The 25,130-nt window shown below is 46.2% G+C and carries 24 protein-coding genes and 1 riboswitch; of the genes, 8 read left to right on the top strand and 16 right to left on the bottom strand.

Features of this window, described 5'->3' with window-relative positions:
- Positions 1 to 261: 261 nt before the first annotated feature.
- Positions 262 to 717 carry a DUF4385 domain-containing protein gene (locus ACE3MZ_RS21740; protein ID WP_411344170.1) on the bottom strand — a complete coding sequence of 152 codons (456 nt, stop codon included), beginning with the start codon at positions 715 to 717 and terminating at the stop codon, positions 262 to 264.
- A 188-nt stretch (positions 718 to 905) separates the two neighbouring features.
- On the opposite strand from ACE3MZ_RS21740, the gene ACE3MZ_RS21735 reads away from it, so the two are divergent.
- A complete protein-coding gene (locus tag ACE3MZ_RS21735) occupies positions 906 to 1,586 on the top strand; it encodes a type 1 glutamine amidotransferase (protein ID WP_411344169.1) in 681 nt (226 codons plus the stop codon).
- A gap of 123 nt (positions 1,587 to 1,709) precedes the next feature.
- Here ACE3MZ_RS21735 and nagE read toward each other — a convergent pair whose 3' ends face one another.
- From nagE to ACE3MZ_RS21720, 3 genes are all read right to left on the bottom strand, one after another.
- Entirely contained in the window at positions 1,710 to 3,212 is a 1,503-nt protein-coding gene (gene nagE / locus ACE3MZ_RS21730) for an N-acetylglucosamine-specific PTS transporter subunit IIBC (RefSeq protein WP_411344168.1), read from the bottom strand.
- Between the two features lie 335 nt (positions 3,213 to 3,547).
- The gene (locus tag ACE3MZ_RS21725) at positions 3,548 to 4,414 is read right to left on the bottom strand and encodes a PRD domain-containing protein (RefSeq protein WP_411344167.1); all 867 of its coding nucleotides are present in this window, start codon (positions 4,412 to 4,414) and stop codon (positions 3,548 to 3,550) included.
- A gap of 368 nt (positions 4,415 to 4,782) precedes the next feature.
- Entirely contained in the window at positions 4,783 to 5,031 is a 249-nt protein-coding gene (locus ACE3MZ_RS21720; RefSeq protein WP_411344166.1) for a hypothetical protein, read from the bottom strand.
- Between the two features lie 353 nt (positions 5,032 to 5,384).
- Here ACE3MZ_RS21720 and ACE3MZ_RS21715 point away from each other — a divergent pair, with 353 nt between their 5' ends.
- The 3 genes from ACE3MZ_RS21715 to ACE3MZ_RS21705 all read left to right on the top strand — a co-directional run bounded on the left by ACE3MZ_RS21715 (position 5,385) and on the right by ACE3MZ_RS21705 (position 9,114).
- Positions 5,385 to 6,143: a DeoR/GlpR family DNA-binding transcription regulator gene (locus tag ACE3MZ_RS21715; RefSeq protein WP_411344165.1), complete on the top strand. Its 759-nt coding sequence runs from the start codon at positions 5,385 to 5,387 to the stop codon at positions 6,141 to 6,143.
- 3 nt (positions 6,144 to 6,146) lie between these two features.
- On the top strand, positions 6,147 to 7,304 hold the full coding sequence (nagA, locus tag ACE3MZ_RS21710; RefSeq protein ID WP_411344164.1) for an N-acetylglucosamine-6-phosphate deacetylase: 1,158 nt from the start codon (positions 6,147 to 6,149) through the stop codon (positions 7,302 to 7,304).
- A gap of 374 nt (positions 7,305 to 7,678) precedes the next feature.
- A riboswitch (purine riboswitch) is annotated at positions 7,679 to 7,777 on the top strand.
- A 143-nt stretch (positions 7,778 to 7,920) separates the two neighbouring features.
- Positions 7,921 to 9,114 (top strand): MFS transporter, encoded by a 1,194-nt coding sequence (locus ACE3MZ_RS21705; protein WP_411344162.1) that lies wholly within the window; start codon positions 7,921 to 7,923, stop codon positions 9,112 to 9,114.
- A gap of 169 nt (positions 9,115 to 9,283) precedes the next feature.
- Here ACE3MZ_RS21705 and ACE3MZ_RS21700 read toward each other — a convergent pair whose 3' ends face one another.
- On the bottom strand, positions 9,284 to 9,652 hold the full coding sequence (locus ACE3MZ_RS21700) for a GIY-YIG nuclease family protein (protein WP_411344161.1): 369 nt from the start codon (positions 9,650 to 9,652) through the stop codon (positions 9,284 to 9,286).
- A 299-nt stretch (positions 9,653 to 9,951) separates the two neighbouring features.
- Here ACE3MZ_RS21700 and ACE3MZ_RS21695 point away from each other — a divergent pair, with 299 nt between their 5' ends.
- Positions 9,952 to 10,452 carry a DUF2087 domain-containing protein gene (locus ACE3MZ_RS21695; protein WP_411344160.1) on the top strand — a complete coding sequence of 167 codons (501 nt, stop codon included), beginning with the start codon at positions 9,952 to 9,954 and terminating at the stop codon, positions 10,450 to 10,452.
- A gap of 85 nt (positions 10,453 to 10,537) precedes the next feature.
- Positions 10,538 to 11,323 carry a DUF2087 domain-containing protein gene (locus ACE3MZ_RS21690; protein WP_411344159.1) on the top strand — a complete coding sequence of 262 codons (786 nt, stop codon included), beginning with the start codon at positions 10,538 to 10,540 and terminating at the stop codon, positions 11,321 to 11,323.
- A gap of 407 nt (positions 11,324 to 11,730) precedes the next feature.
- On the opposite strand, the gene ACE3MZ_RS21685 is transcribed toward ACE3MZ_RS21690, so the two are convergent.
- The 3 genes from ACE3MZ_RS21685 to ACE3MZ_RS21675 form a co-directional block, all read right to left on the bottom strand.
- Complete coding sequence (locus tag ACE3MZ_RS21685; protein WP_411344158.1) at positions 11,731 to 12,207, bottom strand: AbrB/MazE/SpoVT family DNA-binding domain-containing protein; 477 nt, start codon at positions 12,205 to 12,207, stop codon at positions 11,731 to 11,733.
- Positions 12,208 to 12,631: 424 nt separating this feature from the next.
- Positions 12,632 to 13,312 carry a CidB/LrgB family autolysis modulator gene (locus tag ACE3MZ_RS21680; protein WP_411344157.1) on the bottom strand — a complete coding sequence of 227 codons (681 nt, stop codon included), beginning with the start codon at positions 13,310 to 13,312 and terminating at the stop codon, positions 12,632 to 12,634.
- Complete coding sequence (locus ACE3MZ_RS21675; RefSeq protein ID WP_411344156.1) at positions 13,309 to 13,680, bottom strand: CidA/LrgA family protein; 372 nt, start codon at positions 13,678 to 13,680, stop codon at positions 13,309 to 13,311. Before ACE3MZ_RS21675 ends, ACE3MZ_RS21680 begins: the two co-directional genes overlap by 4 nt.
- 216 nt (positions 13,681 to 13,896) lie before the next feature.
- Between ACE3MZ_RS21675 and cidR the strand changes: the two genes are divergently transcribed.
- On the top strand, positions 13,897 to 14,781 hold the full coding sequence (gene cidR / locus ACE3MZ_RS21670) for a cidABC operon transcriptional activator CidR (RefSeq protein ID WP_411344155.1): 885 nt from the start codon (positions 13,897 to 13,899) through the stop codon (positions 14,779 to 14,781).
- A gap of 74 nt (positions 14,782 to 14,855) precedes the next feature.
- Here the strand turns inward: cidR and ACE3MZ_RS21665 are convergent, their stop codons facing one another.
- Positions 14,856 to 15,761 carry a LysR family transcriptional regulator gene (locus ACE3MZ_RS21665; protein WP_411344154.1) on the bottom strand — a complete coding sequence of 302 codons (906 nt, stop codon included), beginning with the start codon at positions 15,759 to 15,761 and terminating at the stop codon, positions 14,856 to 14,858.
- Between the two features lie 157 nt (positions 15,762 to 15,918).
- Here ACE3MZ_RS21665 and ACE3MZ_RS21660 point away from each other — a divergent pair, with 157 nt between their 5' ends.
- Positions 15,919 to 16,962: a 2,3-butanediol dehydrogenase gene (locus tag ACE3MZ_RS21660; RefSeq protein WP_411344153.1), complete on the top strand. Its 1,044-nt coding sequence runs from the start codon at positions 15,919 to 15,921 to the stop codon at positions 16,960 to 16,962.
- A gap of 328 nt (positions 16,963 to 17,290) precedes the next feature.
- Here ACE3MZ_RS21660 and ACE3MZ_RS21655 read toward each other — a convergent pair whose 3' ends face one another.
- The 7 genes from ACE3MZ_RS21655 to ACE3MZ_RS21625 form a co-directional block, all read right to left on the bottom strand.
- A complete protein-coding gene (locus ACE3MZ_RS21655) occupies positions 17,291 to 17,758 on the bottom strand; it encodes a DMT family transporter (protein WP_411344152.1) in 468 nt (155 codons plus the stop codon).
- Positions 17,759 to 17,776: 18 nt separating this feature from the next.
- Entirely contained in the window at positions 17,777 to 18,211 is a 435-nt protein-coding gene (locus tag ACE3MZ_RS21650; protein WP_411344151.1) for a DMT family transporter, read from the bottom strand.
- A gap of 199 nt (positions 18,212 to 18,410) precedes the next feature.
- Complete coding sequence (locus ACE3MZ_RS21645) at positions 18,411 to 18,725, bottom strand: ArsR/SmtB family transcription factor (protein ID WP_411344150.1); 315 nt, start codon at positions 18,723 to 18,725, stop codon at positions 18,411 to 18,413.
- A gap of 241 nt (positions 18,726 to 18,966) precedes the next feature.
- Positions 18,967 to 19,689 carry an NPP1 family protein gene (locus ACE3MZ_RS21640; protein ID WP_411346881.1) on the bottom strand — a complete coding sequence of 241 codons (723 nt, stop codon included), beginning with the start codon at positions 19,687 to 19,689 and terminating at the stop codon, positions 18,967 to 18,969.
- Positions 19,690 to 19,853: 164 nt separating this feature from the next.
- On the bottom strand, positions 19,854 to 20,888 hold the full coding sequence (gene kdgT, locus ACE3MZ_RS21635) for a 2-keto-3-deoxygluconate transporter (protein ID WP_411344149.1): 1,035 nt from the start codon (positions 20,886 to 20,888) through the stop codon (positions 19,854 to 19,856).
- Positions 20,889 to 20,960: 72 nt separating this feature from the next.
- A complete protein-coding gene (locus tag ACE3MZ_RS21630) occupies positions 20,961 to 21,992 on the bottom strand; it encodes a tripartite tricarboxylate transporter substrate binding protein (RefSeq protein WP_411346880.1) in 1,032 nt (343 codons plus the stop codon).
- Between the two features lie 509 nt (positions 21,993 to 22,501).
- Positions 22,502 to 24,838: an AraC family transcriptional regulator gene (locus tag ACE3MZ_RS21625; RefSeq protein ID WP_411344148.1), complete on the bottom strand. Its 2,337-nt coding sequence runs from the start codon at positions 24,836 to 24,838 to the stop codon at positions 22,502 to 22,504.
- Between the last annotated feature and the right edge of the window lie 292 nt (positions 24,839 to 25,130).

Genomic DNA, 25,130 nt, shown 5'->3' with positions numbered 1-25,130 from the left:
AACATACCGTCAGCAGAAATCTTGTGCTTATCCTATGTGGTGCAGTTGGATTGTAGAAGTTTAGTATGGATTGCAGAGATCTAGTATGGAAGCGAGTGATCTTATCATACACGTAAACAATGAAATTATATAAGATAACGATGCAAGTCGTATAGTTGTAAAAGAAGTTCAGCAGAGAGTAGGCTCCTTTATGAATCGTTATACGGCAAATGTGAGAGGAGATGACAGTCGAATCGTGTACTAGTTGGCAAAGAAAGAGCATCAGCCGCCGTAGCGCTGCTGATGCTCTTTTTTCATACGTACGTAATCCGCATCCACCTTGACTTCATCCCATTTTACTTTGAAAATACGTGCCGATTCTGCTTTGATCGGGTCGCTGGTATAGGGAAGGATATTGCCGTCTTCGTCGTATTTGCGACCGCCTTTGTGGTTGGTGTAGCGGCGGGCACGGGTGTAGCCCATTTGTAGAAATTTGCGCGCCATATCCATGCCAACAAAGTCGTCGTTTTCTTTGTAATCCAGAAACATGGTGTAGATTTTCTCAGATGATTCGGTAGCGATATCTGGATTTTTAAAACGCCAGTGGGGTAAAATCTCGCTTTTGTACGGTTCCACCATCAGTACACCCTGCTCGCCCTTGCCGACACGGTATAGCTCGGGATGCTCGCGCAGATTGAGGTTGGGATAGTCCAGATCGTAGTCGAATTTGTCGGGCATGCGGGTTTCCTCCTGAACAAGAATGATGGTCACCGACTGCTAATGTAGTAAAGCTGCCGGGCAGATACCTATACTTACTGTATACCCATAAATTCGTCGATTGCTCGGTGATTGTCACATCATACGGTATAATGTTCGACAGAGGGAATACGAAGAATAGAGGGAAGCAGGACTGAGGAGGGATCACGATGAGAGTAGATGTTATACAGCATATTGCTTTTGAAGGACCAGCTGCGGTTGGGCAGTGGGCGGAGCAGCGCGGGCACGAGTTAATGGTACACCGATTGGATCTGGCAGCGCCGTTGCCCATTGCAGATCAGTTGGAGTTGCTAGTTATCTTGGGCGGACCGATGAGTGTCAACGATCTTGAACCAGACTGGATTGCCGCTGAGCGGGAGCTAATCTGTGCGGCGATCGAGCGACAGGTGCCGATACTGGGCATTTGTCTCGGTGCACAGCAGATTGCCAAAGCACTAGGTGCAGAGGTCATCGCGGGTACACGCGAAGTTGGTTGGCAGCCTGTGCGTCGTGTATCGCAGCGGTATGAGTTTGTGCCAGAGACATTGACAGTGCTGCACTGGCATGGTGAGCAATTTGGTATTCCAGCAGGAGCGGAGCGGTTATTCGCGAGTGACGTTTGTGCCAATCAGGGGTTTGTGTATAGCGAAAGAGTGATTGGGTTGCAGTTTCATTTCGAGAGTACACCGGAGAGTGTGGAGCTATTACTTCAGCATGATGCGGATTATCTGGATGGTTCGGAATATGTGCAGAATGCAGCAGACATCTCTTCGTTTCACATTCCGTCATCCAATCGCGAAGTGCTGTACGGTTTACTTGATGTGTTAGTACGAGCGGCTGTATCTTCTTAATAGTAGAAGCATGGAGAACGGCAATTGGTTTTTGGAAAAAGAAACAGGCATCTCCCGGTCACCAGAAGCAAGGTGAGGGAGATGCCTGTTTGTGTCAGTTCTATTCTAAACTCATCCCGGCAATTACGCTTGGCGATGATCCATGATGTCTTTGATCTCGTCTTTGAGCGTTTCTGACTGAGTACCGAAAATAACTTGTACGGCACCTCTACCGAGTCGCATCACACCAGCTGCGCCCAATTTACGCAATTCGGCGTCTTCGACCTGACGGTCGTCTTTGACAACAAGGCGCAGGCGGGTAATACAGGCATCGATGCTGTCGATGTTCTGCGAGCCGCCGAGACGGGTCAATACCTGTGCAGCTTTGCTATCTCCGGCAGTACCGGATGCAGCGATTGCAGCGGCAGGTACTTCACTAGCATTCCCGCTAGCTGGAACCGCAGTTACTGCTACATCGTCATCTTCGCGACCCGGTGTTTTCAGGTTGAATTTGACGATTAGGAAACGGAACAAGACGTAATACACAACGCCAAATCCAAGTCCGACTGGAATCATGAGCAGCGGGTTGGTCGCCAGCTTCATATTGATTAGATAATCGATCAGACCAGCGGAGAAGCCAAAGCCTAATTTTACATTTAGCATGTACATAATCAGACCGGACAACCCCGTCAGCAAAGCATGCACCAGATACAGCAGCGGTGCAGTGAACATAAACGCAAATTCGAGCGGCTCCGTGATCCCGGTCAGGAACGAAGCAATCGCTGCGCTAATGAAGATCGCGGCAACCGCTTTGCGTTTCTCCGGACGTGCGGTATGGATAAAGGCAAGTGCCGCACCCGGCAATGCAAACATCATGATCGGGAAGAAGCCGGACATGAACATGCCTGCCGTTTTGTCGCCAGCGAAGAAGCGTGTCAAGTCACCGTGCACCACTTCACCAGCAGCGTTCGTATAATCGCCGATCTGGAACCAGGCGATGGAGTTGAGTACGTGATGCAGACCGATGGGCACGAGCAAACGGTTCGCTGCACCGAATACAAACGAACCAAAACCGCCCAGACCAACGACCCACATCCCGAACACAGAGATCGCGTCCTGAATCGGACTCCAGATCATACCGACCAGTGTTGCCAGTACAATCGTGCTGGCTGCGGTAACCATCGGTACAAAGCGTTTACCCGAGAAGAAGCCGAGCCAGTCCGGCATTTTGATATTGTGGAAACGGTTGTACATATAAGCTGCCCATAGACCGACGAGAATCCCGCCGAGCACGCCCATATTCAGCTTCACGTCATCCGGTATGTAGCCCATCATGCCAGGGATAATTCCCAGAATGGCAGTCAAAATCATATAACCTAGTACAGCGGACAGTGCCGCAACCGCATCGCGTGCCATACCGATCGCGATACCAACTGCGAAGATCAGCGCGAGATTGTCAAAAATAGCACCTGCACCAGCAGTTAGCAGCGGCGCGATATAATGGTTCAAAAACCCACCGACGGTCGAGCCGAGCGGAATGTCCGTCTCATAGTTTAACAAGCCGAATCCGCGCAAAATAGCCGCAGCAGGCAACGTAGCAACCGGCAACATCAACGAGCGACCGATCTTTTGCAAAAATTGAAGCATGGGCATAAACCTCCTTGACTGATCCCGAATCCCCATCTCGGTGATCAGTGTATTGAATTGCAGTTGTACCATAACGACGAACCTCTTGTTTTGTAAAACACAGCAATGGTGGGAACACGGCAAAAGTAGACGGAGATCGTTACAAGTGTACGAATAGTAGAATCATTACTGGAATACGAAGAATGAAGTAGAGACACAGGGAAGGACACAATAGTACGGCATGTAAGAGATAATGAATATGTCATTCACGAAAAATATTTTCACAAAAAAATCGTAAATGCGCGCTATTGGCATTCCTTCTCTCTACTGCCTTTCGGCAATACGCCTACTTCCGATTATCCCTCCTGTTTATACGTGCGGAACAAGCGATACAAATGCATTGCCAGAAAACAAACCTCATCCTCCGGAACCGTCAGCTTCATTTCCCGTTCCATGACCTGCTTCATCCGTACCGCCAATTCGTATTCCTCCGCATATTGCTCACGAATATGCTGAATGAGCGGATTGTCCACTAGCGAACCTTGTACCATCCGTTCCAATGCAAAGCGCAGATGGATCATCAGGCGCACCTGATTCATACTGCCCTGCTGGAACAGAATCTGGCGGTCATCCTCGATCATGCGCTGCAATTTGCTCAGCAGCGAGGACATTTTTACGAGCTGACCGACTGGCACGTGCGTGATAGCAGAGTGGATATGATACGTCAGAAAGCCCGCTTCATCCTCTGGAATATCCAGCGCAAACGTCTCACGCATCAGATTCAGCGCCTCCAATGCCACTTCGTACTCCTGCGGAAAACACACCTGCGTTTCCTGCAAAAATGGATTCACGATCTCGATGCTGTGCCTCATCCGGTACACGGTGAACTGGATATGACCGGGCAGCGCGAGATAGATCTTGTCATTCAATTGTCCGGGGAACCGCTGTCCGATCAGTTGAATGACCCGGTCGGATACTTCCATCACCGGCGCATCCATATCCTCAAAAAAGGTCGGATGATTCATCATCTGCTCGCGATCTTCCAGCCGAAATCGTTTCTCAATCCGTTCGTCTGCTGTGTCCAGCTCTTGTAGATGTTTGGCGGCAAAGCCCAGACCCTTCCCCAGCAGCACATATTCCACGCTAGTTAACGCATCTGTTGCCATGACAATATTGTTGCCTACCACCCGATCCACCTGTAACATCCGCTGTTCTCTGTTCATGGAGACAATCACCTCTTGCTTGCAGAATACCACGCCAGACGAGGTTGGAAAAGAACAATGAAGCGCTGCAGACACCACATTGCGCATTTCCTACTCGTAATGGAACCTAGACACCCTGCCGAAACGCAAAAAAGAGCCAAGACAAAGGAGGCAGCACATACGATATACGTATGCGAGAACTACGCTCCGTTGCTTGGCTCATGCCCATTGCTGGTAACACGCCGATGTACGGTCGTTATGCGATTGGTTGCGATTTCATAAGTAGCATATAACGTATGCCCGTCATCGTCAATAATATTTGCATATTTTCATGATGAAAATCATTTTAGTCAAGTTGTGATGAAGATAGTCATGGTGATGGCGCAAGATCATTTCGATTCATATTGTCCCTGCCTGTTTCTAGTTGAATTACTCATACGCTGGCGTCCATACAGCACAGCGCCGTACACCACTGCTAATCCTATCAATACCATCGTCAACTCGTGAAAATTGTCTGCCGTAAATGCCGCTCCTGCAATAATGCTGATCAACGTCGAAGCGAGAATGCCGCCGAAGTTACGCGTCAACCGCTTTGCTGCTGGCGAAGATATAAAACTACACGAAAAGGCGGTTTTCAAGAGATCAATATCCTATCGAGTTCGCTCAAGCATAGGGTTCGTTCGATTACGCAAAAAGACGTAGAGCTGAGGCAGAAGCAGACGATGGCGCGTTACGACCATCTAACTGATTTGCCGAACCACAACGCACTGAAACAATATTGGAGCAAATGTTAGTTGATACCAAACGTCAACTGTGCTTCCTGTATATCGATCTGGATAGATGTAAAAAGGTCAACGACACACTTGGATACAAAACTGGCTCTTTTTGCTATCTATTTTATAATTTTAGTTTATTTAAGATCATAAAAACTTATTTTTTTGATAAAAAAATGCAAAAAAATGCTAATATAAGATATAATAAAGTGGGAGGGATGATGATGGATAAAAAAGAACGTATGATTAAAATTTTAGAATGTTTGCAAGAAAAGCAAATGCTTGAATTGTCAGATCTAATGGATAAATTCGCAATATCAAAAGATACTGCACGACGTGATATTTTAAATCTTGTAGAACATGGCTATGCAGAGAAAATACGTGGCGGAATTACACTTCCCAAAATAAAAGAACGTATTGAGAATTATGAAGAAAGATTAATCAAACATAGTTTGGCTAAACAAAAAATTGCTCGTTTGGCTACACAATACATGAAGGATAACCAAGTTATATGGTTAGATGTTTCTACGACGGTTCAATTATTAGCTGAACATGTACAGGCGCCGCAGCTCTTGTTTGTAACAAATTCGTTAGATAATGCACTAACTTTCTCGAAGTACAACTATGAGGTGTTTTTACTAGGAGGATTTTTTCAAAAAGATTCTCATTTGTTAAAAGGATCTGTTACGTTCTCTCAAATCGATTCATTTCATTTTGACATTGCTTTTCTTGGTGCTTCTGGTATGGATGAGCAAAGTTTGTTTTATTCCGAAATAGATGATATTTCTTTCCATGAAATGATTATTAACAATTCAGATATTACTTGCTTGCTGGTCGATCATACCAAATTTCACAACCAAGGAAATTTTAAAATGTCTTTGGAAGGTATTGATTACGTAATTACCGATGCAACAATTCCAGAATCTATTAGGAATAGCCTTGAACATAAAGGCATAAAATGGACTATTGGAGAGTGAACAATGAGAACTCTAATTAAAAATGTGAAAATGGCTACATCTGAAGGAGAAGTACACGCCGATCTGGTCATTGCAAATAGCAACATTCAAGCAATACAGTCACCTCTAGATAGAGATGAAAGTATATTTGAACATATTATTGACGGAGACGATCAGCTCATTATTCCAGGTATGATAGACGTTCATATTCATGGTGCTAATAACTACGATATGATGGATGGAACGACAAAGAGCATCCAAGAGGTCTCCCAAAAATGTCTCCAAACCGGATGTACTGGATTTTTGGTTACTTCTGTAACTTCCTCGTTAGAGCAACTATTATGTATGATTGAAGCTGTTAAAAAAGTGGTGGGTAGAGAACAGGGAGCACATATTTTAGGCATTCATTTAGAAGGTCCCTATTTAAATATCGAAAAAAAAGGGATGCAAGATCCTCGATTTATTCGACATTGCAATATCGATGAAATGAGATTGATTTTTGAACATGCAGAAGGTTTGATCAAAATGGTTACGATTGCACCTGAATTGCCGGGAGCAGACGAACTCATTGAATATTTGAAGTCAAAGCATGTTATTGTTGCAGCTGGACATACTAATGCCACATATGAAGAAGCAGTACATGCTTTTAAAAATGGAGTTACACATATTACACATTGTTTTAATGCCATGCCGCATATTCATCATCGTAATCCAGGAATCACTACGGCAGCATTGGAACATGATGAAGTTAGCGTACAAGCTATTGTAGATCATGTCCATCTTCACCATGGCATTGTGCGGTTAATGCATAAAATAAAAACGGCTGATCGAATGGTTCTCATTACAGATGCATTACAGGCTATGGGAATGGCGGATGGAAGTTTTCAATTTGGGGGGCACCAAGTAACTGTACAAGATGGTATCGCTCGACTTTCAGACGGAACGCTCGCTTCAAGCACCGTTACTATGAATATGGCATTACAGACAGCGGTGCATATGAAGATTCCATTATATGAGACGATCAAAATGGCTACAGCTACTCCAGCACGTATATTGCAACAGTATCATTTGGGTGCAATCAAAGAAGGTTACGCTGCTGATTTGGTAATTTTGGATTCTGGTTTTCAAGTGAAAAAAGTATTACTTAAAGGTACCTTAGTATATTCACAAGATTGCGAGTGAGATATATTTTGCATAAGTAGTTATTCAGAATTACTATGATTAATTATTAAAACACTACCGATCCTAAATAGAAGATTGCGCGAATTCTAATTAAGCACACTCAACACAATGCTAGCGCTTTTTCCTAGATGAACATTGTCTTGCGGGCGGAACGGATAAAAGGAAATAAACAGATTGTGCTAGTCTGGCGACAGGAAACGTATATCTCGCAGGCAGCGCAGGAATTTCGCCGAGTCGTGCGAGGGCATTTTGCAAAATTGGCAGGAAATCAAAAAAATTATGAAAATAACAGTTGAAATCCCATTTTCGATCTGGTAAGGTATGTAATGTTGATGTGACGTGCTATCAACAATTCACTTACAACTGAATGAGTTATGGAATTTATAATACATCGTGTATAACCTCAATAATATGGTTTGAGGGTCTCTACCAGGAACCGAACAATCCTGATTACTACAGATGGTGCATCGTCCGTGCATCCTGTCGTAATCAGGATTTTTTTATGGATTTGCAGGATTCCGGCGCTCACGTTTTGGAACATAAGCAGGGGTCTGTGACGACAGCCGTCTGCATGCATGTTATAAAAGAAACGTTCCATGCAAAGGAGAGAGACAGCTTGAATTTTAAAGTATTGATTTTGACGATTGCCACCTTTACGGTGGGATTGATTGAACTGATTATTGGTGGCGTACTGCCGGAGATTGCCCGCGATCTGAATGTATCGATCGGGACAGCTGGGCAGCTGATCACCATTTATGCACTCGTATATGCAATTTCGGGACCGACACTGCTGGCGTTAACATCGCGGGTGGAGCGCAAGGCGCTCTATCTGTGGTCGATGCTTGCCTTTACCGCTGGCGCTGTGCTAGCGTTCTGGAGTCCGAACTATGAAGTATTGTTTATTTCCCGTATGATCACCGCTGCCAGTGGCTCGTTGATCACAACATTGTCGCTGACGATTGCGGTGAAAGTGGTTGCTCCACAATTCCGTGCACGTGTCATCGGTATTATCTCGATGGGGATTAGCTCGTCGATCGTACTCGGCGTACCAGTCGGTGTACTGATTCAAGAAGCCCTCGGCTGGCGCGTACTGTTTCTGGCGATTGCGCTGCTGACACTGGTAGCGATGGTGATCATCGGAGTATTCCTCGCTCCGATTCCGGTTGAAAAGTCCATGCCGCTACGAGCACAGCTGGCTTCCCTGAAAAATTCCAAAATCCTCAGCGCGCATCTTGTAACGATGCTGCTGCTGGCAGGTCACTATACGATGTATGCGTATTTGACGCCATTTCTGGAAAGTACAATGAATCTGAACGCCTACTGGATCAGTATCGTCTACTTCGTATTCGGTCTTGCAGCCGTTAGCGGCGGTATGATCGGCGGCGTGATGTCTGACCGTCTGGGTAGTAACAAAAGTATGCTTATCGTAACCGGTGTATTCGCTCTGGCGATGTTCGTATTACCATTCTCAGCGAAATCGGTGTTTATCTTCCCGGTTGTATTGTTTATCTGGGGCGCACTGAGCTGGGCATTGTCTCCGGCACAGCAGAGCTACCTGATCGAAGTAGCACCGGAAACATCCGATATTCAACAAAGCTTCAACTTCTCCGCTCTGCAAATCGGTATCGCGATCGGCTCCGCATTCGGCGGAATCGTGATCAAAAATACCGGTGCAGTTACGATTAACGCCTGGGTTGGCGCAGGAATCGTCGTGCTGTCGTTCCTGTGTGCGCTGTATTCGTTATCGCGTCCAGCCGTTCCAGCATCGTCTTCAAAGGTGAAAGGTCAGACACCGGTACAATCTTCGTAAGAGCATATTCAGGTGTATGATAGATACAAACGTACAGGTTATAGATTAAACGATCAAAATATGAATGCAAAATACCCCTTCCCATTGTTGTGGAAGGGGTATTTTGTATGATTCTTCATGTAAGCATATTCGATCAGATTCCGATTCTAAAGTACGGTTCTTACTAAGCTTATTGCTCAAGCGAAGGCTGCCGTTTATTGTATCCGCGTTCTCCGTAAGGCTGAAGCTTTGCCAACCACGGTTTCAGCATCTGTTTCTTTTCCCAACGTATATCCGTAACTGTATCCGTTTCCTTCTGCTCCAATACCTCGTAATGAAATGCTTCTTCTCCGAACAACGTCCAATCGTTTTGCAATCCAGCATTGGCGAAGCGTCCTTGATTGAGTTGCATCGTTAAGGTCAGCCATTTGTTTTTTAGATTGGGGTAGCTGTCTAGGTAGATTTTGCCGTTGATCGTATTCGCGATCTGGATGACGCCCATATATGTTTTCATTTGCTTGTACTGCTCCTGTAATTCTTTTCGTTTTAACTTTTCCATTACAATTCCTCCTTCGTAGTATACATATAATAGATGGAATAACACTTGTCTGTTTATTTTATAGACAAAATTATGATTTGACTATTTATTAACTAGATATTATACTCATAATCACAATAAGTCAATGTAATAAGTTCATGCAATATGTAACCATTCCATTCCATATTCCGATGAGACAAAATAAGTCGAAGGTATTCATCGTGGCGCATACAATAGTGGATTTGGCGTTGGGTGTGCTAACAAATCCAAATATGAGGGCAAATAACCAAGCCAATCACCAATAGAAGGAGTATATAATAATGAATGAAGAAACCAATAGACAACAAAACGATCTGTCTAGACTAACCGTGCATGTATCTACGCAAACTACGGATGAATCTACACATGTGCCGAATACATCCCAACAAATATCGGATACGTCTATATCCAAGTCATCGGCGTCTGAAAAACAACAGCAGAACCAGAACGAATCGTCTATCATGCCGATGCACGAGACCGTGACGTTGGTCGATGATCGGTATACGATGACACAGCAGGAGAACGAATCGATATTGAAGCGGTATTTCAAAGACGGGCTAGATGGACGGTTGTCAGAGTTTCCGCGTAAGGAGAAGCGCAAGATTATTATTTTGCGCCATCTGCTTCAACGATTTGAGCGTGGACGTCAGTATACAGAGCAAGAAGTGAATGAACGGTTGGCAGCCGCTTTTGACGATTATGCGACCTTGCGACGATATCTTATCATCTACGGGTTCATGGATCGGCAAGAGGATGGACGTGCATATTGGGTGAAGGAATAGAAGTAGTGGATTGAAGCAATACGAGCAATGTATGGCACAGATCCAACAACATGTGAATGGATAATTAACGAAGGAGCACATCATTATGAGTGAAATTACCGGCAAGCAGCAATCCGATCGGTTCTGGCAAGCTTCTCTGGAAGAATTGAAGCAAGGCTATATGGAGGAGCGGCAGGCGGGACCGTTTGGCGGTTTTGTTTGTCTGATCGATGGGCAGGTATTTGAAAAAGGAAGAATCTATGAGCAGGATGGATACTTTTATGAGGCAGAGCGCTTTATGCAGCAGCATATCCGCAGCAAATACGTATCCATGTTTCATTATCTGCTGATGCTCAACAAAAAGCTGACCGGGCTGACCGAGCTGCAATGCGAGTTGCTGCGTTCTTTTTATGAAGGCAAAAGCGATGCTGATCTGGTCGCGGCACATGGAAGTAGCAAATCCACCATTCGCAATCACCGATTTGCTCTGCGGGAAAAGGCAAAGCAGGCGCGTGTGCTGTTAGCGATTATGGAATTGTTGGAGCAGCAAAACAATGACCCCGCACCATTTATCGAGATCCATCGTACAGCGACGATGGTGGATGAGCGCTACAATATGACCGAGCAAGAGAATGCGGCAATTCTGAAGCAGTATTTCAAAGAAGGATTGGATGGGCGGCTATCCGAATTCCCGCGTAAAGAGAAGCGGAAGATTGCTATTCTGCGTCATCTGATGAAGCGGTTTACAAGTGGACGACAGTATACGGAAAAAGAAGTGAATGAGCAGCTATCTGCCGCATTTGCTGATTATGTAACGCTGCGCCGGTATTTGATCGAATACGGATTTATGGATCGGCAGGAGGATGGCAGCGCCTACTGGGTCAAGGAATAAAGCGATTTTGGATACAATACAATAAGCATGGGATATCTCTACTTGCGATAAATACGGATCAACATAGTAGGCTTCATGTGATGGTCAGCCATACCAAGGGTAGAATAGATATGGTCTTCGTATATGATCTCAGCTTCTGCCTAAAGGTAAAGTTTCACAATATCGATAGAGAAGCGAATGTTTACAAAGAAAAAATTCCTTGCCAACGACAAACCCCACCTTTCCCGTATAACGGAAAAAGTGGGGTTTGTTTGACTGTCCTTATTCTGCACAAACGCAGCGATTAATGGAATCGATACCAACCGCATATGCCGGTGGAGCCAGCCGAAGCTGCTGCCGTCATCCCTGGCGTTTGTTGACTACCCGTGGAGCGCTCGCGTAATTGTGAAGCGGAATGAACCGAAGGATCAGCGTTCGTAATTGGCGGAACGAAGTTCTTTTTGAATCTGGCATACCCGACTTTGCGAGATGCCGAGAATACGTGCTAATTCATTTTGGGTAGCACCCGGATTTTCTTGCATAGCGTTTTCGACTTTACTCAGCATTTCCCCCCGTTTGCTGCGTGATTTTCTAAGCGATGATTGCAGATTGCGGTTCATAGCAGGTGTTTCTTTGGCTTCCTCCATTGGAGTATGCTGAGATTCGTCGCCCATCTGTTCAGCGCAATCGCCGCAGATGAATTGATCTTTGTAATACACGAGATCGTCGAAGCTGCCGCAAAAGATGCATTGAATGCCTTTGTGCTTACGGAAGATGATCTCCTTCTCCGTAATAAAGAACTCCATTGGATCGCTGATGCCAATTTCCATCGTGTCCCGGATTTCTTTGGGAATAACGATTCTGCCGAGACTGTCCAACTGACGTACCATACCTGTTTTTTTCATAATAAAGGTCCTCCGCTTTGGTCAGTTTAAATTGATTAACATTAGGCGTTGCATATTCATTTGTACCTGTTGGCTCCAGCAGCAGGCTGCCCTTATACAAATATACAACAATATTAGCATGAAATTCACCTTTCGGAATTGGATGTTCATAAAAATAATGGAAATTGTCATAATTCATACGCTAAACTAAAATGGGTAAAAATGGATTTAACAACGAGAAATACAGATTTTACCTTATAAAATAGGGGTTGTATTAATAGAATATGCTAACCGACTTGGTATTCTCTATATATTATAAATTTTAAATAAATTAATAAAAATTCAAATTAATGTATAAATAAATTTCAAATTATAGGAATCAAACTGTCATGATAAGATTATAATGTATATAGCGTAGTAAATATACAAAAAAATACTGCCCTTTTCAGGACAGCATTATGAATGTGAGTAATGGAGTTGCCGCCAGTGTGAATAAGGCGGATAAAATCATAGAAATACTAGAGATCGTACCAGTCAATGAGCTAAGTTCAAATGCCTTCGATGTGCCTGTTCCGTGAGCGGCGGTTCCGAATAAAATGCCGCGCGCAATTTCGCTCTCGATGCGTAGCCATTTGACGATATACGGTCCCATCATACTGCCGATCAAGCCGGTCATGATAACGAACACCGCGGTAATGGTCGGTACGCCGCCAATCGCCTGCGATACGTTCATGGCGATTGGGGTAGTGATGGAGCGAGGGATGATGCTGCCCATCAGATCGTGATCCAGATGCATCATGCGTGCCAGCAGTGCCGAGCTGCCAAGGGCGACGATGGAGCCGAACAGGACGCTTGCGATAATCTCGCCTGCATGTTTTTTGAGTGTATGCAAATTTTTATACAATGGAATGGCAAAGGCGATCGTTGCCGGTTGCAGTAACAGGGATAGCAGATGTCCGCCTTCGTTGTAATGCGTGTATGGAATGCGCATACTCAGCAGCACAATGACGAGCACGAGTGGAGTCGTCAGCAGCGGAGACAGATAGACGCGCGGGAAGCGACGGTATAGCTTTTTGGCTCCTGCGTAGATGATAAGTGTGGATAGCAGGAAAATGATACTGTTCATTCTGCGTGACGCTCCTTTCGTTTGGACATAATTGCGGCGAGCAAGCCTGAGCTTGCCATCACCAGCATCGTACTGAAAATAACGATTGCCATAATGCGAACGCCATCTTGCTCCAGCATCGGAATGTAATTCATAACGCCGACCGCAGATGGGATGAAGAAGAGCAGCAGCTCTGCCAGCAGCCAGCTTGCTCCGATGTCTACCCATTCCAGCTTGATGACGCCGGATTGCAGCAGGATAAACAGGATGGCGATACCGAGAATGCTACCGGGAACAGGCAGGTGCAGCCAGTTCACGAGCAGATTCAACAATTGCGAGAAGCCCATCAGCACAGCGACCTGTAAAATGCCTTTCCCTATAGTTTTCATAACGTACATCCTTCTTTCTATACGTAGCAGGCTTGATCAGCCCTAGGTTTGGAATGATGAAACCGGCGCAGCTGATGCCTGAATGCGATCCGCCATACCGGTTGATATGAAAAGTTTACATCTCTTTCTTTCATAGGTAAAATTCATATATGGCATGAAATGTATTCCGTTTTGGAATGTTTGATATATATCGGTGGATAGAAGGAGGATGAGCAATTGGATATTCGGCATCTGGAGTATTTTATGGAAGTGGTACGAACGGGCAGTTTCACCAAAGCAGCAGAAGCGCTGTTCATCACGCAACCGACGATCAGCAAGACGATTCGCTCGCTGGAGGAAGAGTTGGGTGCGCCGCTATTTAATCGGATTGGACGGACGGTGGAGCTGACTGATGCAGGGCGGGTTATTGAGCAGCAGGCGCAAACGATCGTGAAGTCATTTCAAAGTCTGTCATCGCAGCTGGATGATCTGCGTAATCTGGAGAGCGGGCATCTGCGCATCGGATTGCCGCCGATGATCGGGTCGCGCTTCTTCCCACAGATTATCGGGGAATTTCATCAGCTATATCCGAATGTGACGATTCAATTGTTTGAGGATGGTGGGAAAAAGGTAGAAAGCGATGTGGTGAACGGCTCGCTTGATATTGGTATGACCGTATTGCCGGTAGCAGAGAATGTACTGGAGCATTTTTCCTTTCGAGAGGAAAAGTTGAATCTGCTTGTGCCGACGACGCATCGATTGGTCGGGCGCAAGCAGGTGGAGATGAAGGAGCTGGCGGAAGATTCTTTTATTATTTTCCGTGAGGACTTCACGCTGCATGGGCGGATTATCGATTCGTGTATTAAGGCAGGCTTTCAGCCAAGGGTAATCTATGAAAGTTCGCAATGGGATCTGATTAGCGAGATGGTTGGTGCGGGACTCGGTATTGCGCTATTGCCGGAGACGATCTGTAGTCAGATCAATCAGGAGCATCTGCACATCATCCCCGGTATTCAGCCGGTGATTCCGTGGCAGCTTGGTATGATCTGGCATCGGGAGCGGTATTTGTCGTTTGCCGCGCGCGAATGGCTGCGGTTTACGCGCGAGAAGATGCGGCAGTGATGTTATTTATGGTGGGAGTGTCATTAGGCACTTGAACAGGCGAAGCTTGGTAGTTAAGCTTCGCCTGTTGTCTGTTATAAATGCGCCATCTCAATCGCCTGCCGAAAACGGGTGGCAAAGCGCTCTGCACCCGGACTGAGCGGGCGTGCTTGCGACTGGACAAAGCCGATCTGCATATCCGGTTGATGAATATCGGCGATCTCGATAATTTTGATGCGACCTGCCTTGTACAGTGGATGTTGATACAGGGAAAAGTCATGCCCGATGCTCGCGGCAAGACCGCTATCCATCGTGCTCGTAATCGCCTCGGAGTTGTTCGTCCAGAACAGAATCGACAATGCGCCGTATGTATCCGTGAACCGATCTACAAAATCATGTACAAATCGGTCATTGTACAGCGCCAGCTTGTGCTGGATCAATTGCTCTGGGGTCACCCGGCTATACTGTGCCAATTGGGAATCTGGATGCGCACCAATTACCAGTTTGCCAGTATACATCGGACTGAAGCGCAGTCCATTCAACCCGGAGAGCTGCTGGTTATAAATGGCGATAAACCCAAGCTGGGTGCGATTCTGCCGAATGTCCTCCACGATGTCCATCGAACTCTTTTCCTCAATTGAGATATCGAGATCTGGATACTCCAGCTTCATATCTGCTGTCGTCTGGATCAGATACGGCATCACGCTAGGAAAGGTAGCAGCATGGATCGAACCGCTCAGTTGCCCGCTCTCCTCTCCAGTCAGGCGCATCAACTGCACACGTTGTAAAATGTCGATTGCCTGCTCGATCAATACTTTGCCTTCTTCGGTCGGAATTGTGCCCTGCCGTGAACGTTCGAAGATCGTCAGCTGCAATTCCTGCTCCAAGCGCTGTACCGATTGACTGATTGCCGACTGGGTCATATGCAACTGCAATGCAGCGGCGGAGAAGGAACGCGTTTTGGCGATTTCTACGATATATTCTAGCTGCTCCAGATTCATATGATGTTCTCCTTCCATTATTTTTACTAATGGTTCTATTAATATCTATTATTATAAATGATATTGTATTGGCGATATAATAAAATTTGAACAATACGGATTGAGTGTAATCCATCATTTGAATAGAGCCCATAGAATGCAAAAGGAGATGTATGTCATGAAAGCAGCAGTCTGGTATGGTGAAAAGGATGTGCGGGTCGAGGAACGCGAGGTGCGTAGTGTACAAGCGGGTCAGGTGAAGATCAAGGTTGAATACGCGGGTATTTGCGGTAGTGATCTGCATGCGTATCATCATGGCGTAGGAATTCAGGAAGGGCAGGAGCATCCGTTATCCCATCAAAAGGCGCCGCTGACACTTGGTCACGAGTTTGCCGGAACGATTGTAGAGCTAGGTGAAAATGTAAGCGGAATCAATGTAGGTCAGCGCGTTGTGGTAGAGCCGTTGTATCATTGCGGGGTATGTGAATATTGTCTGCATGGACAGTACAATCAATGTGTAGATTTTGGCTTTGTCGGTTTGAACAGTGATGGCGGCTTCGCTGATTATGTCGTAGTGGAAGCGTACATGGCACATCAGATCCCGGATGAGGTTTCTTTTGAGGAAGGCGCGCTGGTCGAGCCGACAGCGGTAGCGATGCACGCGGTACGGCACAGCAGTCTCAAAGTCGGGCAAAAAGTAGTCGTATACGGCGCTGGTCCAATCGGTCTGCTAACCGTGCTATGTGCCAAAGCCGCAGGCGCGTCGCAAATCTTCGCTGTAGACGTATTCGACGAGCGTCTGGATCTGGCGGCAAAGCTTGGCGCGATTCCGGTCAATAGTGCCAAAGTGAATGCTACCGAAGTAATTAGCCAGCAATCGGGTGGCATTGATATTGCCTTTGAAGCGGCGGGTGTACAGCCAACGATGGACAGCGCGGTATCGATTGTGAAAAAAGGTGGACAGGTAGTTGTCATCGCTGCCATTTCCAAGCCGCTGCAAGTGGACTTTTTCCAACTGCTAGTGAAGGAAGCGACGATCACGGCAACGCTGGCATACCGCCACATTTTCCCGGAGATTATTTCGCTAATCGCTGCTGGCGCGCTGGATGTGAAGCAGGTCATCACACGCAAAATCAAGCTCGATGATATTGTGGAGCAAGGGTTGGAGCTACTGCTCAGCGATAAGAGCCACGCGAAGATTCTGGTGAAAATCGGCGACTGATCAGCAACAGCTTGTACTGCGCAAGACAACAAAACGTATCATATGCCAACGAAATTGCAAATTTTCGCATGAACTGTGAGTAATAGGTATATATGATAAACGTACTAGCATTATGCGATAAGTGTTCTATTTACAAGTGATAATCTACAATTACATTAAACAGTTAATGTGAAAAGGCGCCTAATGTTAGGCGCCTTTTTGGTTAGATCATATAAGATATGAATGATTGGTATATGGGTTTTTATACTTTTCGTTTTTGCTTTGTTACGAGAAAAGTGTATAAGAATTACTCATGAGAGCTGTACATTTGCTGAGAAGGGTATCTATCTTATTTTGCGATTTGTACACTTTCTGTTTTTTCACTAAAGATTAGTGACAGGGCAATTAACATTAAAACCAGCGAAACACCGCGTTGCCATGAAAAATTGATTATTTCACTACCGAAGAGACCGATAGCATCAATAACAAATCCGGCTAACAATTGTCCAACAATTGCGGTTAGGTTCGCGGGAGTAACTCCAATCATGTTTACAGAAAATGTGGATAGGAATAAGTAACCGAACCCTAAGAAAACAGCTGACAATTGTAATTTTGGTGCATGAATGAGATCAAACAAATGTCCACTTCCAAAAAAAATAACGAGTACTGCTAATACTAGAGCACCGGAAGCGAAAGTAAAGAATACTGTTTCCAACAGTCCAATGGTGCGACTGATTTTACCATTAAGAGAAGACTGGGCGCTAAGTCCTGCACCACCTATTAATGTTACAATGACAATTAATAATCCAATTCCCATGAAAAATCCTCCTTGGTATTAAAATAAAGTAAAGACTAATGCAGCTAACATGAGGATTAAAGCTGCTACTCGTTTGGAGCCAATTCTTTTGCGCGTACTCCCAAGCCAACCAAAATGATCAATTAACATACTGGTAACCATTTGTCCTACAACAATCGCAATCATAGAAACGCCTACACCGACAATTGGAACACCAATAACTAAGGTCAATAAGTAAGTGACACCTAAAACACCACCAATTAGATTCCATTTAGGAAATGTAGTGATTTGCTTTAAGTTTCCACGTCCAAAAAAAATAAGGAGAATGAGCGAAATGATTGCTCCCATAAAGAAATTATAAAAATCCGTCTCCAACGTTCCAACCTGTTCCCCTAGTTTGCCATAGAGAGCTCCTTCAAGACTGAGTAGAGATCCAGTAAAAATAGCAATGATATAAAAGATTAATTTTTTCACGCCTGTCTTCCTTCCTTATTAAGCCGTCATATGCAAGATCATAATATTCATTCCTTCAATCAAAATCATCTGAACAGAACGTTAAACTATATATCGAGAATAATCGATTAATTAAAAAAAAAAAAATATTTTATTTTTATATTTATCTAATGAACCTATAACTTGATCTTTACAGCTAAGTCCTCCTTTAACCCAAATCTTAGATTTCAGATTCTATCAACTCAATGAATTGACGAATAAAATGTTCGTTTCTTCTATAATACGTCCACTGACCATAGCGTACAGATTCGAGTAAATTCGCCTTCTGCATGATGTTTAAGTAGTGTGATACCGTAGATTGAGAAACTTTAGCTTTTTCTTGAATATCGCCTACACATACTCCACCATCAAAATTCTCCTCCTTCGGAATATGTGCTCCTTGTTTAGGAAAATGCTTCTCTGGTTCCCTTAACCACTTTAAAATGTTGAGGCGAGTCTCATTCGATAAAGCTTTGAATACATCAATTGGTTCCATGCAAATCATTATATCTGTTTTTCTCGATATGTCAATAAACCAACAAAAAAGAGAGATTCGTCTCATTTATAGATATCACTCATATGAACAGTTGAAAGTTGAAATGCAAAGCTGGCATGCTATAGCAAAAGCCCGGATGCGTGTCTGTACACGATATCCGGGCTTTTTTGATATGGACAGTATTGGGATACAAAAGGTAATCCACACAGTGGAGACTGCATCATCCAGGCAAACTTACGGCTTATTTAAACCATGCCTTCTGCAAATTCGTATTAAAATTCGCATCATTGAGCGGCACATTGGCAGAGCCAAAGTCGGTCGTATTCAGCGCTGTCCGTGCTGCCGGAGTCAGCTGCTCCCAGTTGATCAACGGCTGTGTACCACCCACATCGGTTACGCTGAATAAGGAATGATTGAGGGGCCACACGCTGCGGTAGCCGATGAGCGCATGATTGCCGCTCATATTGCTGCTTGTCGGTGCTGCATTCAGCAGATCGCCATGCTGCGAATAAGAGATGGATTGTACTTTGGGGCTTGTCACTGCCGGATTATCAATCCAGATCACGGCAGTTTCCCAGTCGTGTCGATGACCAAGCCCTGGAGAAGACTCATCCTTTGGAAAATACCACGCATACATAATCGCCCAGACCCCGTTATACCAGCCGGAACGAGCATAAATTTGCCCGGTGCTTTTACTGCTCTGACCTTCGGAGGCACCTGTCGGCTGCAAGCCGCCGCTCGTATTGCCCTGTGCATCGACTGCTGGGAAGGGCACACTGCCGTTGTACACCTTTAGAAACGGTTGAAACGTTTTGGCAGCTTTTTGCGAGTCGTTGGTCGGTGTAACTTCGCTGAAGCCAACCACTTTGTCGTGGTCGATGACCGCCGCGTGCGCAGATGGCACTGGCATGATAGCGGTAAAAGCAGCAGCCGTCAGGGCAGTCGATAATAACAGTTTGCTCATTGCATGTTTCATATGTATCGCCTCCAGAGATCATTTTCCAATTTCCAGCAATATTATCCAGTTTGGAGGCGGAGCTGTCCATATGAATATACGGAGCAGAGGATAGCGTTAAACGGTTGTGAGCCGAATGCAGAATGAATATTAGCTAAGATTCGTGTTGCATCTTACGTATGGCTGCGGGCATTACGAAGCTTGACCTCAGCGTCTGTCGGTTGCAGGGGAGCATCCGCTGCTGTTTGCAGATGACCATGCTTTTTTTTCATATGCTTCGCCCAGTATGCAGTCAGGATCGGTACTACAATGGAAGTCACAATGACCGACGCGGCTACAAGGGCGGTTGCCGATTGAGCCGCTGGTAGAAATTCCGGCTTCATCGTCGCTACGATGACGGGATTGGCGACTGCGGCACCGGCGGTACTGGAAGCAGCAAGACCTGCCGTACCGTTACCGCCACCGATCCAGCGATCCGCCAGCATGAGCGGAATACCAGTAATGATGATAACGGCAATCCCCAGCACAATGCCGAGCATGCCTGTTTGTGCAATCACGCCCAGATCGATCGTACAACCAAGCGCAAAGCCAAAGAACGGAATCAGCGTCTGCGTTGCCTTGCCAAAATACGCGCGTAGATCATGATCCAGATTCCCCAGCAAAAAGCCGACCAGAAACGGCAATACCGCTCCAACGAATGTCTGTGGTTCGAATACCGCCATGCCTGTACTGCCAAGAATCAGCATCGTGACCAGCGGTCCAGATTCTAGCGACATGAGCACAAACGCTCCGGCTTCTTCCTTACTACCATACTGCTGCATAATAGACGCATACAGTCCGCCGTTGGTCATGTCCATCGCTGCAATAAGTGCCAGCACCGATAATCCGGCGAAAAATCCAGTCTGAACACCGCCTGTCGGCAAGAATTGCGCAGCAATCATCGCCACCACCCATGCGACCGCAATTTTGGTTAGCACGAGTGTACCGGATTTGCGCAGCACGGTACCTGTAGCACGTACATCAATCGAAGCACCCATACAGAAAAACCAGACTGCCAGAATCGGCACCGTACCGGTCATTAACCCTTTGGTAAACGAGCCAAAGTATTCGCCAGCTCCCGGTGTGAACGTGTGCACTAATGCTCCGATGAACAGTGGCACCAGCATCATACCACCGGGGATTTTATCGATAAAATATTTGATTCTCATCGTTAATTTGTCCTTTCGTGTACCTTGCCTTCACAGATCTGTCTGCATCTGGTGACACGAAGCAGCGCATATTCACGGCTGCCCTGCTTCATTGCGGCTTAAACCAAGCTCGGGAATTAATCTGGCATACCGTTCGTGACTTTGCCTGAGCTGCTGCTCCCATTCGTCACTGCTACGTACGCGCAGTCCGAGACCGGCATCTGCCATCTGTTCGCGAAATGCTGGTTCACCAGTACCGCGGGTGAAGGCATCGGCAAGAATGTGTACAATCTCGTCAGGTGTATCTTGCGGCACCGCAAGTCCACGCCAAGTGCCGTTAAAATCCGTCGTATATCCGGTTGCTTCTTGCAACGTCGGAATTTGCGGGAAGACTTGCGACCGCTCATTGCCATTAATAAATAATATGCGTAGCTTGCCAATATCCACATCCTGTTTCACTTCGGCGGGGCTGACTGGCACCGCATCGACAAAGCCGCTATCTAGCGCGGATACAGCAGGTCCAGCACCTTCATATGGAATATGGGTAAAGGTCACATGCGCGGATCGTTCCAGCATGGCGGCAGCGAGGTGCCAAATACTGCCGGTGCCTGCATTGCCCATGCGCAGTTCGCCGGGATGAGTGCGTGCATACGTGAGAAATTGCTCCGCAGTCTTCCACGGTGCATCTGCCCGTACCGTAATGGCGGACGGATCGGCATTCGTTTGTATAATCGGTTTGAACTGACGATAATCCATCGGCAGCAAGCCCATATGAGGCAATGTAGTTAGCTCGGCAACCAGATAGGTGACGGTATATCCGTCTGGCTTGGCGCCCGCGCCTTCCATCAGACCGATTGCCCCGCCGCCACCAGTGCGGTTCACCACATGAATGGGCTGGCTCAGATACGGCTGTGTTGCTTCTACTAGCGCTCGCGCAGTAATATCTGTACCACCACCGACCGCATACGGGACGACAAGTGTAATGGGCTTTTGCGGATAATGTCCGTCCGCCTGCCCGGAAAATGGAAATACCGGCGACCATCTACCTGCAAAAAAGGTAATCAATCCGATCACCAGTCCCGCCGTTATGATGATGCCTGCCGTTCGGCGGAGTCGTCTATTCATTTGGAATGATAATTTGAACAATGGGACACACCCTCATTTCGATTGCCACTAGAAAGCTACTCTCGCTATTCTGTTCCAACGATGTCAAGAGTGAAGCGTATGCTTCTATTCGTATACTCACATCGTTGATCGTATGTGGATATCGTATATCCTATGCGAATACGATCAACGATGGGAGCATATCGGATCTAGTGGCAATGGGATTATTCACCTCCCGCAGATTGCTGTTGTCCGTTTGCCATATCAGCCAAGTGCACATTCTGTTCACCTTACGATGTCAAAGTGTGCCGGGATCATAGGCTCAACGGGTACAGTCTCAGTGTAGTCTGCGGTCAGATGTACATCTATACTGCATTTCGCCATCATGTACGCCAAAACGCCGACGTGGCGCGGGTTTGGAAGATGTGCATACTGTCTGGTCAATCTGCATATGCATGATATGGCTTGCTTGAAGATTGATTGTGTAGCTTGTTCAGCGATACTGCCCACTCTATACTGGGTGGGGCTGCTTAGTGCTGTTCCCGATATTTGCCCGGTGTGGTGAATTTGTATTTGCGAAAGGTACGGATAAAGCTGTTCTCGTTCTGGTAGCCGACCTTGTGAGCGATATCGGCGATTTTCAGATTGGTATGACGCAATAGCTCGCACGCATGATCGATTCGCAAGCGGGTCAAATAATCGTAGATCGTACTGCCGGTTTGCTCTTTGAACAGCTGGCTAACCGAAGACACGCTTAGTTGCACTTGCTCTGCGATATCAGGCAATCCGATGTTGTCATCCAGATGCTGCTGCATATAGTCGCGAATCGTTTGGATGATCATCTGCTCACGCGAAGTACGGCGTGTAGTGGAATGTTGTTCCAGCTCATGCAATAGCTGCTCCAATTGCTGAATAATCTCATCCAGCTCCAATGTAGATAGCAGATGCACCGGATCATATGTCCATTCGTCTGGTACATGCAGCTGCAATCGAACAGCAGCAGTCACCAATCGCTCCAATAGATCGTACAATCGCGGATATACACGTTCTGGTGCTGGATGAGTTTGAACAATCTCGTTCCACCCATTTCGTATTATAGGCAGTAGCGAATGGATATCATCTTGTTCTGACAGCGTTATGAGTGTATCTCTCCATTCCTGCTCGGCTGGCAGAGATGAAGCAGTATTAGCAGTATAGGTATGGACTTGTCCATACCCTGCGTACAATCGCCGTGCAAGCGCCTGTGAAGCCGTTTCACAGCTAATTGATACCTCTTGTACAGACTGCATCTGTGTACCGATTCCGGCGGAAAGCGATATACGTAGGTGCTGCCTTGCTGCTGCAATAATGTCATATAGATCAGGCTGTAACTGTTGTTCATATGCCTGCTCATGATCACTGTCATATTCACGATCATAGTCATGGGCAGCCGGCTGCTCTGCTGATGCAGTATGCGCGGCATCGGATTCTTGTACAGAAGTCGCATCCGGTTGAATGAGTACAATACATTGATCTCGCTCACTGCCTACAATGACGAGCCGCCAGTGTGGGCGTAGAATCTCACTGATCAGATTGTGCAGCGCATAGTGCAGCAGCGTGCGGTCGTCCTCGGAATATTGCCTTGCCCACTGGGCATACCGATCAATCGATAGCATAACGATATAGAGTGGAGCAGGTTGCCAGTTGGCGAAGTATTGCTCCCATTTGGCACGGATATCGCGACTGCCGATATGTTTATGTAAAATATCCTGCACATATTTGCTTTGCAATTCCGGCAAGCTGCGTTCTGCCAGCACATCCTTGCTATGCGCATCGCCAACAAGACGTCCGATCATATGCTCCAACTCATGCAGACTGGTGCGGCGCGGATGCTCCTGCTCTGGTTGTAGCAACGTGCTGATCCGGCGCAGCGGGCGAAAGGCGGCATAGCTGTAGTAATACATGACGCCGCAGCCGATCACGATGGAGATGGCGGAGAGCAGTAGCATCATATTGCGAGCGAGCCGAACATGTTTGAGTAGTTCCTCCATTGGTACGAGCGAGACAAGTCGCCATCCGGTCACATCGGAAAAGCTCTGATTTGCCATATAATCCTGTCCATTTAGCTGCACATAGGCATACGGCTGTACACCTAACGTTTGTAATACCTGATCCATTCCGTGATCATCGACTGTCTGCTCCTGCTTCGGATAGATTAAGCGTCCGTCCAGATCGTACACCATCTGCGCACTGGACAGATGCACGTAAAAGTTGGAAAAGAAGCGGTCGTAATCAAGATTGACCAGCACTGCGCCACGCACTTGCCCGTGTACGACGACTGGGCGTGCCAGTGATAACAGCATCGTATTGCCCTGGGCTGCATCTCGTCCCTGCCAGCGTCGTTGGATTAACAGTGGGCGTCGCTGCACTTGCCGAATAGAATCCATCCATGTATTGTCAGGCGCTTGTTGCCAGCTTTGCCGCTTGTGGTCACTGGACAATACCGTTTCGTCCGCAAAGCGAATCAATTGAATCGATGAGATGCCTTCGGTCGATGATAACGTTTGCAAATAACTTCGCAGATTGGAGGACGCCGTGCCATTTTCATTGGTATCATTCATATTGCGCAGCACATCTGGCTGAAATGACGCATCCACCGCCAGATTGTCGAACTGGCGAAAGGCACGGTTGGTCACATCCAGATTGATTTGCAGCAGTTCGATATTCGGAATATTCAGCTCACTGTCTAGCTCCTGCCGATAACGGGAATACGAGAACAGACCAATGGATGAGATCAGCAGTGATAGGCATAGCGTCAGCAGCAGAATGAGCCGAGTTTGCTTGTTACGTAATAGAAAGTGCAGTCGAAGTCGAAGCATTGAAGTCATGAAGCAGAATCATCCTTCCGCATACAGGGTAAAGGGATGCAGTGGCATCCTGTGCGTTATCTTAATTTTTATCCATATTATCCATCTTTTACTATTATAAATAAAAGTATCATACCGGTCGAACCTGACATTGCGCTATGTCTTTTGATGCTATGATGATGGATAAATATTGTATGTTTATGAATATTGTGCGACGTGGCAAAGGATCAAATCTGGTATGATGAGAAATGACGTTCCTGTCGCTGAAAATATATAGTATCGATAGTAATCTACTGAATCATTGTATACACAA

The sequence above is a fragment of the Paenibacillus sp. WLX1005 genome, from assembly GCF_046603685.1.
Taxonomy (GTDB): domain Bacteria; phylum Bacillota; class Bacilli; order Paenibacillales; family Paenibacillaceae; genus Saccharibacillus.
Note: the sequence above shows the minus strand (reverse complement) of the source record. Positions and strands in the feature narration are given on the sequence as shown.